This window comes from Citrobacter sp. RHBSTW-00524, from assembly GCF_013747755.1.
Taxonomy (GTDB): domain Bacteria; phylum Pseudomonadota; class Gammaproteobacteria; order Enterobacterales; family Enterobacteriaceae; genus Citrobacter; species Citrobacter braakii.
In genome coordinates this window covers 3,235,039-3,248,144 of record NZ_CP056421.1, presented here as the reverse complement: position 1 = coordinate 3,248,144, position 13,106 = coordinate 3,235,039, and the positions used below count along the sequence as shown (strand labels likewise).

Genomic DNA, 13,106 nt, shown 5'->3' with positions numbered 1-13,106 from the left:
AAAGTCATAAACAGCAGGTTATCCCATGGAGTCGATATCATGAGTCTGACCGATACGTTCAAGAACACCCTGTCGGCCCTAACTGAAGATGGGCTCAACCGTTACCGTCTGGATATACCGTCCTGTACTGCAGCACTGGATGTGGAAGAATTTAACGGTAATGAGTTCATGAGCGAGCTTTATACCTATACCATCATATTTACCAGCAGCGATCAGAATATCCGTTCAGAGCAACTGCTGACCAAGCCGGCTACGCTGACCATGGGGACAGGGCCGCTGATGGGGCTGACCGGGCAGAAAGTAGTACATGGCGTGGTGACGCATTTTAAGCGTATCAGTGGCTCACGTGATCAGGCGACGTATCAGATTATTATTGAGCCGTTCTTGTCTTTGCTGCGCAAGCAATTCCGTACCCATCGCTTTTTCGTTAATAAGTCGGTACCGGAAGTTGTCGCCGAAGTTTTGCAGGAACATGGCCTGAAAGGCTGGGAGTATGAGTTCACCCTCAAAGCCGACTATCCGAAGCGTGAACAGATTAATCAGTACAAAGAAAATGACCTCGCGTTCATTGAGCGTCTTCTGGCCGAAGTGGGGATTTTCTACTTTTTCACTCTGCAGCCGGACACGCAAACCGAAGTGGTGCATTTCGCAGACAAGCAGAGCGCATGGACGTTCGGTAAGTCTCTGCCGCTCAGCAGCCCGTCAGGGATGAATGATAATGCTACTGACTCGGTGTGGGGCGTTAACGTCCGACAGAACGTGGTTGAGCGTTCTGTTACCGCCAGTGATTACAATCACCGTGAAGCACAGAATATCCTGATTTCTGTACCGGCGGACATGACTCGTGGCGACGGTGACGGTGTGACCTACGGTGAGGTTTATCACTACCTGCCGCGTCATCTTGAACGTGGTGACAAAATCGCACCTTCAGCGGAAACCGGCAACTTCTGGGCACGCCTTGAACATGAGCGTTTTCTGTCCGGACAGACGACTATCAGCGGCTGCAGTAATGATGCCCTGCTTTCTCCGGCCCAGGTACTGACCATCAGTGAACGTGTAGTACCGCCGACACTGCCATCAGAAGCGGACAACGGTATCATCATTACCCGCACGGGCTATATAGCCAGTCGTAAAGATGCCCTTATCGTAATGTGGGAGGGGATGCCGTACTACGAGAACCGCTGCTGGCGTCCTGCCGCGAAAAAACGCCCGGAGGTGAGTGGCACGCTGACGGCCCGCGTGACCAGCGCCAAAGAGAACGACATCTACGCCTGGCAGGATGCGTCGGGCATGTACCGGGTGAAATTTGATGCCGACCGCGACGACAAGCGTCAGGGCATGGAAAGTATGCCGGTGCGTTTTGCCAAGCCTTACGGCGGTGATAAATACGGCTTCCACTTCCCGCTGATACAGGGCACCGAAGTTGCTATTGCGTTCCACGAAGGTGACCCGGACCGGCCGTACATAGCCCATGCCCTGCACGATTCCCGCCACGTTGACCACGTCACTGAAGCCAACAGTACACGCAATGTCATCCGTACCGCTGGCCTGAACAAGCTGCGGATGGAGGACAAGCGGGGTGAAGAGCACGTTAAGCTGAGTACCGAGTACGGGGGCAAGACCCAGCTTAATTTAGGGCATAACGTCAACGCGAGCAGGGTTCTTCGCGGTGAGGGCGCTGAGTTGCGTACGAATGACTGGGTAAGCGTTCGCGGTGGGAAGGGGGTGTTACTTACCGCAGATGCGCAACCTGATGTCGGCAGTAAAATGCTTGAAATGGACAGTGCTATTGAACAGCTTGAACAGGCTCTCACGCTGGCAAGAAGCTTGCAGGCTGCGGTGAAAGACGCGAAGGCAACGGTATCTGATATCGACAGCCAGAAGACGCTAAACCGTTCACTGAAATATTTAAAAATGCCAGGAATGCTGGTCAGTGCGCCAGCCGGAATCGGCATTCTTAGTCCTGAGGCTGTTCGTCTTGCTTCAGGCGGAGCAAGTATTGGCCTGATGTCAGGTAAAAACACGGATATCAGTGCCGGGCGGTCTTTCACTGTTGCTGCCAGCGAGGCTGTAAGCCTGTTTGCACAGGCTGCAGGAATGAAAATGTATGCTGGGGCAGGGAAAGTTGATATTCAGGCACAAGGGGATGCCATGAATGTCTCTGCACTACAGGACATCACCATCACCAGTGGTCAGGGAAGCGTGAAGGTAAATGCCAGCCAGGAGCTGGTTTTAAGTTGTGGGGGCGCTTATATAAAGCTTAGCGGCGGGAATATTGAGCTGGGATGCCCGGGGAATATTTTGCTAAAAGCCGCCAATGTTAACCAGACGGGGCCTGCAACACTTGATACTCCACCTCTTACTTTCCCTAAGGGGTATGGCGGAACGTTTACTGTAACCGATCCTGAATCAGGGGATATCAAACCATTCACCAGTTATAGAGTAACCTCTCCAGATGGCGAGGTGCTTGAAGGAATATCTGACTCGTCAGGAAAGACTGCACCGTTTTACTCATCGACACCTGGTAATGTAAAAATTGAGTTTCCACGTGAGCAAAAGGATGAAGGACCTGGGCATTGGATTACTGTAGAACATGATTATCATGGTTTGAAAAATGCTGCCATCATGTCTATCAATCGACTTACATCGATGGGTGATTCTGGAAGAGCATTTTTTACTGAAGGTAAAGATTTTATGCACACAAAACGGGATAAAATTCAAGAATGGAATCCTTTGCCTTCTGATGCTGATGAAAATACGATAAATAATTCGGCGGTTCATCGTTATGGAGAGCAGAGACGGATAACGCAAACATTTCTTGAGGGGGATGATGCATGGCAAGTTAGTGGGACATCATGGCACTGGATGCCAGTTGTAGCAGATGAACTCTATGAGACCAAGGATAGCAAATGAAACTAAAATTCAGTAAAGTCTGTTTATTCTGGGGAGGGATGGATGTTTTTTATGTCATCCGTTTTATTTGGTTAAACATAGAACAGGGACGTATTCCTTTTGTTGATGATATTGTAAATTTCAACCAGATTTACTCCGAGTATGGCGGTGGAGGCTGGGTTTTATTAATGTTTGCTTTATCAATGATGTTGAACATATCTATAGTGATGTCTGCTATTCTTCTTATGATAAATTGGGGTAAAATACGGTTTTTAGTGTTTTTGCAAATACCATTTAGATTGCTATTGATTGTCCCATCTATTTCCGTTATCCCTTGGCTATTGAAACAGTCCCATTTTAATAGCATAGTGTTTATTATTATTTTACTTGTGTTCTCTGAATTCACTAAGTTTTTATCTTTTATGCTAACCAAGAATATAAAAAAGAAAGGGGGGGCTCATGTCGAATAATTCTTTGGTCACCTCTATTACTCATAGTAACGCTGTCGCGGTGTCTGGAAGGCAGAAACCGTATTGGGTCGAAATCCAACTGGTCGATGAGCAGGGCGCTCCTGTAGTGAATATGCCATGGACTGTGGAAAGTACTCATCCTGTTTCCGGGCCGGTAGAGGGATTCACTTATTCTGGTCAGAGCGATGCTGACGGGCTAATCAGGGTCGACATGCCGCACGGTCTGGAGCTGAGGCTGATGTTAGATGGCAATAAGCTGGCTACGGAAATGGAAAAGCGAGCCTTGCGTGTTAGCAGGGATGCGGAAAATGATTCTGTTGTGCGTCCTGAAGCTGAAGAAAAAGGGTATATCTGGCATTATGCCGTTATCGGTGAACTTTGCCGGACGCTTCCTTCTGTTGAGTTAAGAGAGGGGGAAGTCTGGCCGCCATTCCATTTCCCTCAACAGAAAATTATGAAAGGGATGATTATAAGAACCAATGAGCTTGAAAAGCGACACGTTATTGAAATATGTCCCTTCAGAGCCTGGGAGCTTGTTCTGCATCATCAAAAGGACTATTCCATTGCAAATGGCATTAACCTTGGAGCGGCAGCAACGCTTGCCTATGCCGATGACAGTACTCTGGACACGGTATCAATTACGCGCTTTTTTATTAACCAGTGTCAGGAGCTTTCCCGCTTACCCCAGCTTTATAAAGACGGCTCTGCATGGAATATGCTGGTGCAGGATGTTCCCTATAGTAAGCGGTATCATCCCCCGGTATTTATGGACACCTCAAAAGATACTTCGCCTAAGGTAGACAAGAATAAAGTTCAGATAGATGTCGATACTGCTGCAACAAAGGCAGACGGTGATACGCAGCTTTATTATGTCTATAACGCAGATAAGATGATCGTTGCCTGGCGTGGAACGGCCAGTGTGTTTGATGTGGGGACGGATCTTGCGTTCAGACCAGTAAATTCTGAAGTTTGTGATATCGATAAAACACAATGTACTAGGGAAGGTGCGAACAAGTTCCTGATATGAGATCATCATATTCATCCGGAGCGCATCCCAGAGGGACATCATGAGCCATCAACTCACCTTCGCCGATAGTGAATTCAGCACTAAGCGCCGTCAGACCCGAAAAGAGATTTTCCTCTCCCGCATGGAGCAGATTCTGCCATGGCAGAATATGACCGCTGTCATCGAGCCGTTTTATCCCAAGGCGGGCAATGGCCGACGGCCCTATCCGCTGGAGACCATGCTGCGTATTCACTGCATGCAGCATTGGTACAACCTGAGCGACGGTGCCATGGAAGATGCCCTGTACGAAATCGCCTCCATGCGCCTGTTTGCCCGATTATCCCTGGATAGCGCCCTGCCGGATCGCACCACCATCATGAATTTCCGCCACCTGCTCGAGCAGCATCAACTGGCCCGTCAATTGTTCAAGACCATCAATCGCTGGCTGGCCGAAGCAGGCGTCATGATGACCCAAGGCACTTTGGTGGATGCCACCATCATTGAGGCACCCAGCTCGACCAAGAACAAAGAGCAGCAACGCGATCCGGAGATGCATCAGACCAAGAAAGGCAATCAGTGGCACTTTGGCATGAAGGCCCACATTGGTGTCGATGCCAAGAGTGGCCTGACCCACAGCCTGGTCACCACCGCGGCCAACGAGCATGACCTCAATCAGCTGGGTAATCTGCTTCATGGAGAGGAGCAATTTGTCTCAGCCGATGCCGGCTACCAAGGAGCGCCACAGCGCGAGGAGCTGGCCGAGGTGGATGTGGACTGGCTGATCGCCGAGCGTCCCGGCAAGGTAAAAACCTTGAAGCAGCATCCGCGCAAGAACAAAACGGCCATCAACATCGAATACATGAAAGCCAGCATCCGTGCCAGGGTGGAGCACCCGTTTCGCATCATCAAGCGGCAGTTCGGCTTCGTGAAAGCCAGATACAAGGGGCTGCTGAAAAACGATAACCAACTGGCGATGTTATTCACCCTGGCCAACCTGTTTCGGGTGGACCAAATGATACGTCAGTGGGAGAGATCTCAGTAAAAACCGGAAATAACGCCAGAAATGGTGGAAAAAATAGCCTAAATAGGCTGATTCGATGTGTTTGCGGGAAAAAAATCGGCCCAGATCCGCGAAATTTTAATCAGCGAGTCAGCTTGGGAAGAAATGACCTGCTTATTCGCACCTTCCCTAGCTTACTGCCTGCTGGAAAAGTACATACCGGGTTCTGGAGTGGATATAACCGAGTTGAAAAAAAATTTAGTAAAGAAATTTCAAGATTTGAACAATTGGCAGGTGGGCGTGAGTTATTTATTTGCGGTCATAGCTTAGGGGGCGCGCTGGCATTAATTCATACGGTAAAATTAATGAATGTTAATCCAGTTCTTCATACCTATGGAATGCCACGAACCTTTACACGCGATGCCGTAATGCAGCTATCGGAGATTACCCATTTCCGCCATGTTAATGATAACGACCCGATTCCTGCGGTCCCGGCAGAAGCCAACCTGGATAATGAGCTATACAAACTCTGGGGATGGTTTGGCGGTACTCTGGGCTTTTTCTGGTCAGTGGGTGAACTTCTCGCTTACCAGATGGTTGCGTGGGGAGACTGCTTCTGGCACCACGGTAATACGGTGGCCTTTCTCACTGCCACCCAGAGTCGGGAATGGAATGAGTGCAAGAGAGACCTGCCAACGCCGGCAGGGTGTATTACCATCAGAAAATCACTTCCCCTTAAAGCTAAACTTTACCTGGTGCCTGGGCTGGCGGAACAAGATATGCAGCAGGCTGGTCAGAAGCAGAAAGAGTTTAAAGCGTCGTTAACGCAGGCAGATCTAACTGACTTTTTCCCCAAAGGCAGTAATCCGGACAGAGGCGTTAATTTAAATCTGTTTGATCACTTTATGACCTCTTATATGCCCTATATGTATAACAAGGTGTTAGAGCTGATTGATAATGCCGGGATAGTGGAAAAGCATACCTTTACTGAGCATCGGTATAACATTGATTTATTCAGGGAGCAGATGGAAGAAAATAAAAATGACATACCGGAGAAAGAGTTAGCAAGGAATAATATCTTTCTGAATATAGAAGGTCTGCTTGGCGTATCGCTTTCCCCTACGTTGTCTAAGCCGTCTGGCAACGATACGCTTTTGCGGTTTGCTCAATACGGAGAAGAGGTAATGGAAAATGTATAATCAATCAAAAATCATTCTGCTTTCATTGGTGTTGTTTTCATCATCAGGGTGCAGCATAAGTAGAGCTGTTAACAAAACGTTATCTCCACCGGCGGATACAAAATGGGTCAATATTGAAGTGAAAAACCCGTCTCAGTATACGAAACCGTTTCCGCTCGAAGTCAGATACATCTCGTATGAATGCAAGAAAAAGAGAATCAGCGGGTTTGATGGCTCAGTGATCACAGAACCCAGCTATAACGTTATTGGGATCCCCATGCAGCAAGAGAGCGGGGATATCTGGAAAGCAAAAGTTGCTATGACTGGCGGAGGCTCGTGTAAATGGACGTTGAGTGCGGTCAATTTAGGTATCGAGTATATTGATGCGACACATCTTGGTAAGGATCTTGTACCCGGTACTGCGGTAGGGGTGTCGCTCGCTTTTGATGGTGATGCTTCTCGAAATGGACAATATAGAATTGTGAAAGGGGATTTGAATTTATCACCAAAATATTACCCATATATAATAGAGTGGAAATTAATACGCAACAGGAATGACTTAACTCTTTTAGGTAGGCATGACTTTATTTTGTATCAGGTTGCTAATGCAAACAACATAAAATTTGAACCGTTATTAGATGAAAGTAAAATAATTAGATATATTGAACCCGGAAAAAAAATAAAGGGTGTTCACGCTAAATTAATATATCCAGATGGCAGTGTTACATCCGATGGTACTGTATTTCCTGATTTTGATAAAGTTGATAAAATGAAGATTGAAAAATAAAAATGATACAGGTTTTCCCCTGTTAAATTTATCAGGCCAATTAATTATTATAACTGCATACCTGTAACACGCTTTTATGATTGACTCAAAATGGAGAAGAGGTGATGGAAAATGTCTAACCAGTCAAAAATTATTCTGCTTTCGCTGGTGTTGTTTACTGTGGCGGGTTGCAGTATGAGCCGGGCTGTAAACAAAACCTTATCTCCGCCAGCGGATACAAAATGGGTGAATGTTGAAGTAAAAAATCCGTCTCAGCATACGAAGCCATTCCCGCTCGAAGTCAGATACATCTCGTATGAATGCAAGAAAAAGAGAATCAGCGGGTTTGATGGCTCAGTTATCACGGAGCCCAGCTATAACGTTATCGGGATCCCTATGCAGCAAGAAAGCGGGGACGTCTGGAAAGCAAAAGTTGCTATGACCGGTGGTGGCTCATGTAAATGGACCTTAAGTGCGGTCAATTTAGGTATCGAGTATATTGATGCGACACATCTTGGTAAGGATCTTGTACCCGGTACTGCGGTAGGGGTGTCGCTCGCTTTTGATGGTGATGCTTCTCGAAATGGACAATATAGAATTGTGAAAGGGGATTTGAATTTATCACCAAAATATTACCCATATATATCTGAATGGAATCTAGGCGAAAAAAAGAAAGAGTTGTCTCTTTTGGGTAAGAAAAATTTTCTATCTTTAAGTGTTTATAATTTAAATGAAATTAGATTTTCACCTGTAATAGATGAAAGCAAAGTTGTAAAGTACATCGGGGTAGAAAAGAAAATAAAAGGTGTTCACTCTAAAATAATATATCAAGATGGCAGTGTTATATCCGATGGGACTGTATTCCCTGATTTTGATAAAGTCGACATAATGAAAATCAATTAATTATTTTAATTCTGAAAGCCGAGGATTCAGTATGACAAAAGGTTTGGTTTTACTTGGTGATAAAACTTCACATGGCGGTAAAGTCATTTCCGCTTCTTCCAGTATTACAGTCAACGGAAAAGCGGTTGCTTTAGTTGGTGACAGAGTGAGTTGTCCGGTTCCAGGGCATGGCACGAATCAGATTATTGAAGGCTCCCCTCAACGCACATTTAACGGTCGAGCGGTTGTTGTCGATGGCTGTAAGTGCCAGTGTGGTTGCACCGTAATTTCAAGTGCGATGAACAGTACAGTAGGATAATCAATGGGCTGGGAAAGGTCGAAGGCCACAATCACGGAATTACCGCCTGAGCCATCTCTTATTATGTGGCTTATTGCGGGAGGCGCTGCTGTTGTTGCTGGCGTACTGCTGTTTATTCTGCATGCTTCTGGCATGGTTAAGGCGTTAGGTACATTCAACATCTGGTGGCTGGCATCCAGCCCTGTTCTTGGCTGGTTTTTTCTCTTTTGCCTCCGGGGGTGGCTTTGGGGCAGAACCGTTAATGAGCATCAGTTTTTACAAAAGGAAGCCGAACATGGGCAGCGGCAATGGGAGGCATGGGCAGGCCGATATCTGGCGGTGCTGGGCAACAGCATACTGTTACCTTCTGGTGTGACCGCCGACGCTGTTGCGAAATCTGAGGCATCAGGCGCGGCCCAACTGCTTTCTTTGACCCGCCATTTTGATGCTCAATCCGTAACGACACATTCTCTCATGGAACTCGGGCTTGCCGGTGTGCAGAGCGCAATAGCGACACTGCCTGCCACCGTACCGCTGAATATCACCATTGTCAGCGACACCCTGTCTGCGGAATCAGAGCCACTGTTTCGTAAAGTCTGGGGGAACATGTACTCCGAACGAGCCACACCGGGTTCCGTTTCATTTTGTGAGGCCCTTTCTTTTACCTGGGTTGAAGAGCGCCTTAAAAAGCCCGTTCTGGATATCGATTTTATTCTGATATTACAAAGTAACGGTGTCGATCGTTATTCAGATGCACTGGCGAGTGTGATCCTGACCAGCGATGATGTCGCTGAAAAATATCAACTCCCCCATGCGGCCCGCATTTTGAGACCGATGTCACTCGATTTGGCTAATTTCAAATCAGAGATGGGATTGTTTCTGGAAACTCAGACGATCGCCTGCCAGACATCAAAAGTCTTTTGCGACAACAGGCACTGGAATGAATATTTTGCTGATGTCATGACTGCAGCCGAACAACACCAGACCCCGTGGATGCCCCAGGAGATTGACGTCCTTGAAAAATACAACGGTATCCCCGGAGCTGGCAGCGCCTGGCTGTTGGCCGCATTAGTCTCTGACATTGTGGCTATCAGTAAAGCACCCGTTCTGGGGCTGTTTACCTCAGGCGCTGACCATTTTGTCAGTACTGTTACGACAGGGAGTGAAAATAATGATGCGGGGTAGCTCATGGGGAAGGGGAGGGCTTGCAGGTATTGTCGCCTTTATTTCGTTATTAATTCTGGGCCTGCTCCTTCATTTTGGCCCCCGTTACGGTGTTGATACGCATCTGAAACAGGCGCTGGCATTTGCAGCGATCTGGGTTGTAGTGCTTTTTTGCCGCTATATCCCCTTCATGTACCGGTTTATGAAGGAAAAATATCATCGCTGGCAGGAGCAGAAGAAGAATGCGTTGCCTTCTGATGAGTCAAGGGTTGCCCGGACCCCGCCACGCAACTTCACCGTCGACACCATCCGCCTCGCCATGCGTAACCTCTACGGTCGTCGCTGGGGCCGTAAAACGCGCATTCTGCTGATAACTGGTACAGTCGCTGAAGTGGAGCAACTGACCCCAGGCCTGACGGGCCAGCTCTGGCAGGAAGACCGCGGCACACTGTTGCTGTGGGGCGGTGACCTCAACACCCCTGCGGACAGTGCCTGGCTGACCGCGCTGCGTAAACTGCGTCGCCGTCCGGTGGATGGGCTGGTGTGGGTTACTTCAGCATTTGATCAGCTCTCTGCTCCAGGGCTGGAACAGCCATTACCGGTACCGTCTGAAAGCACCATGGATTCCCTGTCTCATGCCATAAGCGCCCGTATGGAAACGCTTGGCTGGAAACTCCCGCTTTATGTCTGGTCACTGCACCCACGTGCCGGTCAGCCGGATGGTCGCATTGTACAGGCCACTGGCTGTCTGCTGCCTGCCGGTTGCGGTCCTGAAGATCTGGCTGAACAGCTTTCAGCCCTGACGCCGGAACTGACTTCTCAGGGTTTGTTGCAAACCTGCGATGAAGTCAAACACAGCTTCCTGCTGACGCTTGCCGACCAGCTCATCCGTGAGCCACAGAGCGTGACCGCGCCATTGTCGGTGATGCTCAATCCGTATCGTCCGCTGCCGCTGGCTGGCGTGGTGTTCAGCCAGCCTTCTGCCGGTGCTGAACGTGCCGTGCCGCATCACTGGGGCATGGACAAGCGCTGGGGTGTTCTGCCTGAATCTGTCCGGATGCTTCCTGCTGTGCTGCGCCCCGTTAAACCTGGCATTCCGTGGCGCAGGGTGATGGCGTCTGCTGCTGCGCTTACGATAGTGGGCTGGGCTGTGTGGATGAGCATCGCGTATGTCACCAACCGCAACCAGATTGCTGGTGCAAATGCACAGGCTTCGCTTGCCGCCCGGCAGAATATGCCGCTGGAACAGCGTCTGCATGCCCTGTCTGAACTACAGAAGATCCTGGCTCGTCTGCAGTACCGCGCTGAGCATGGTGTGCCGTGGTATGAACGTGCCGGGCTGAGTCAGAATGATGCGCTGCTGGCAGCACTCTGGCCACGTTACCAGGACAGCGCGGTGCCGCTGTTGCGGGATGCGACAGCTGACCATTTACAGATCCGGCTGAATGCCTTTAATGCGCTGCCACCGGGTAGTCCACTGCGCGAGCAGATGGCAAAAAACACTTATGACCAACTCAAACTCTACCTCATGCTGGCGCGTCCGGAGCATATGGATGCGGCATGGTTCAGCTCTGCTTTGCTGAAAGACTGGCCGAATCGTAACGGTGTGAAAGACGGCGTCTGGCACGGGATGGCTCCCTCTATGTTGGCGTTCTGGGGCGCGCAGCTGATTGCGCACCCGGAGTGGAAACTCCGTGCCGATGAGGGCATGGTCAGCCAGGCGCGTTCTCTGCTGGTTCGCCTGATGGGTGTGCGCAACAGCGAATCGACCTTGTATCAAAAGATGCTCTCACAGATGTCACATCTGTACGTTGATATGCGCCTTGAAGATATGACCGGTGATACCGACGCTTCCCGTCTGTTCAGTACCACCGAAATCATGCCGGGGATGTTTACCCGCCAGGCCTGGGAGCAGGCGGTACAGCCCGCCATTGAAAAAGTGGTGAAGGCCCGCCGGGACGAACTTGACTGGGTGCTCACGGAGAGTAAGCGTCAGGTGAATAAGCAGGATGAAACCTCACCGGAAACGCTGAAAAAGCGCCTTACGGAGCGTTATTTTGCAGACTTCGGCGGGGCGTGGCTGGATTTTCTGAACAGTCTGCGCTGGAACCAGGCCGCGACGCTGTCGGATTCCATTGACCAGCTGACCCTGATGGCCGACGTGCGTCAGTCTCCGCTGGTGGCACTGATGAACACCCTCAATGTGCAGGGGCGTACCGGGCAAACTGGCGAAGCCATTTCTGACTCCCTGGTCAAATCGGCCAAAAACCTGCTCGGCGGTAATAACAAGGATGCCATTGACCAAAGTGCCGGCGTTCATGGTCCACTGGATGAAACCTTTGGTCCGGTACTGACGCTGATGGACAAGAACCGGACAGGTGCACAGGAACTGAGCCTGCAGTCTTACCTGACTCGGGTGACGCAGGTGCGTCTGCGTCTACAGCAGGTGACTAATGCTGCCGACCCGCAGGCCATGACTCAGACCATTGCTCAGACCGTATTCCAGGGCAAGGCCGTGGACCTGACCGAAACCCGCGACTACGGAAGCCTCATTGCCGCCGGTCTGGGGCAGGAGTGGAGCGGCTTTGGGCTTACGGTGTTTGTGAATCCGATGGAGCAGGCCTGGCAGCAGGTGCTGACCCCGGCGGCCGACAGCCTCAATGCCCAGTGGCAGCAGGCGGTGGTGGCAGAGTGGAACAGTGCCTTTGGTGGCCGTTATCCGTTCAACAACTCCAGCAGCGATGTTTCACTGCCGCTGCTCGCTAAATACCTCAACGCGGATTCCGGGCGTATCGCGCAGTTCCTGCAAACCCGCCTCAAAGGCGTGCTGCATAAAGAGGGCAATCACTGGGTACCGGACAGCATCAACTCACAGGGCCTGACGTTTAACCCGGCGTTCCTTAACGCCATCAACACCCTGAGTCATATCTCGGATGTGGCCTTCACCGAAGGCAACGCTGGCATGAGCTTCGAACTGCGCCCGGGCACCGCCGATGGGGTGATGCAGACCGACATGATTATCGACAGCCAGAAGCTGACCTATATGAACCAGCTGCCGGCGTGGAAGCGCTTCACCTGGCCTGCGGATACCGAAGCACCCGGCGCGAACCTGAGCTGGATTAGCACGCAGGTCGGGACCCGTCAGTACGCAGATATTCCGGGTAGCTGGGGCCTGATACGCCTGCTTGATAAAGCCAGCGTGAAAGCATATCCGGGTGTGGGAAGCAGTTACAGCCTGAGCTGGAAGGCACCGGACGGTCGCATGCTCAATTATACCCTGCGTACCGAAGCGGGTGAGGGGCCGCTGGCGTTGCTGAAATTGCGTAAATTCCAGCTACCGGAAACTATCTTCAGCACGACCGGCGCTGTGGCATCAGGCCAGGTCGCCAGCGATGCAGAGGAGGTCTACTGATGAGCATGCTGAACACGTTACTGAGTGCCTGTCAGGCA

General features: G+C 50.2%; 10 protein-coding genes. All 10 read left to right on the top strand.

Annotated elements, in window-relative coordinates:
• Positions 1–39: 39 nt before the first annotated feature.
• The 10 genes from vgrG to HV229_RS15705 all read left to right on the top strand — a co-directional run bounded on the left by vgrG (position 40) and on the right by HV229_RS15705 (position 13,068).
• Complete coding sequence (gene vgrG / locus HV229_RS15750) at positions 40–2,913, top strand: type VI secretion system Vgr family protein (RefSeq protein WP_249417757.1); 2,874 nt, start codon at positions 40–42, stop codon at positions 2,911–2,913.
• Positions 2,910–3,362 (top strand): hypothetical protein, encoded by a 453-nt coding sequence (locus tag HV229_RS15745; RefSeq protein ID WP_181545830.1) that lies wholly within the window; start codon positions 2,910–2,912, stop codon positions 3,360–3,362. The genes vgrG and HV229_RS15745 overlap by 4 nt, the downstream gene beginning before the upstream one ends.
• Positions 3,352–4,389 carry a hypothetical protein gene (locus tag HV229_RS15740; protein WP_249417756.1) on the top strand — a complete coding sequence of 346 codons (1,038 nt, stop codon included), beginning with the start codon at positions 3,352–3,354 and terminating at the stop codon, positions 4,387–4,389. The genes HV229_RS15745 and HV229_RS15740 overlap by 11 nt, the downstream gene beginning before the upstream one ends.
• 40 nt (positions 4,390–4,429) lie before the next feature.
• Positions 4,430–5,410, top strand: coding sequence for an IS5-like element ISKpn26 family transposase (locus HV229_RS15735; RefSeq protein ID WP_000019445.1), 981 nt, complete (start codon positions 4,430–4,432; stop codon positions 5,408–5,410).
• The gene (locus HV229_RS15730) at positions 5,392–6,567 is read left to right on the top strand and encodes a lipase family protein (RefSeq protein WP_249417755.1); all 1,176 of its coding nucleotides are present in this window, start codon (positions 5,392–5,394) and stop codon (positions 6,565–6,567) included. The genes HV229_RS15735 and HV229_RS15730 overlap by 19 nt, the downstream gene beginning before the upstream one ends.
• Positions 6,560–7,333, top strand: coding sequence for a hypothetical protein (locus tag HV229_RS15725; protein ID WP_181545828.1), 774 nt, complete (start codon positions 6,560–6,562; stop codon positions 7,331–7,333). Before HV229_RS15730 ends, HV229_RS15725 begins: the two co-directional genes overlap by 8 nt.
• 111 nt (positions 7,334–7,444) lie before the next feature.
• Positions 7,445–8,215: a hypothetical protein gene (locus HV229_RS15720; protein WP_181545826.1), complete on the top strand. Its 771-nt coding sequence runs from the start codon at positions 7,445–7,447 to the stop codon at positions 8,213–8,215.
• A gap of 31 nt (positions 8,216–8,246) precedes the next feature.
• Positions 8,247–8,513, top strand: a complete 267-nt coding sequence (locus HV229_RS15715; RefSeq protein ID WP_094762136.1) for a PAAR domain-containing protein — start codon at positions 8,247–8,249, stop codon at positions 8,511–8,513.
• 3 nt (positions 8,514–8,516) lie between these two features.
• Complete coding sequence (locus tag HV229_RS15710) at positions 8,517–9,677, top strand: hypothetical protein (RefSeq protein ID WP_181545824.1); 1,161 nt, start codon at positions 8,517–8,519, stop codon at positions 9,675–9,677.
• Positions 9,664–13,068: an ImcF-related family protein gene (locus HV229_RS15705; protein WP_181545822.1), complete on the top strand. Its 3,405-nt coding sequence runs from the start codon at positions 9,664–9,666 to the stop codon at positions 13,066–13,068. Before HV229_RS15710 ends, HV229_RS15705 begins: the two co-directional genes overlap by 14 nt.
• The last annotated feature ends 38 nt before the right edge of the window (positions 13,069–13,106 follow it).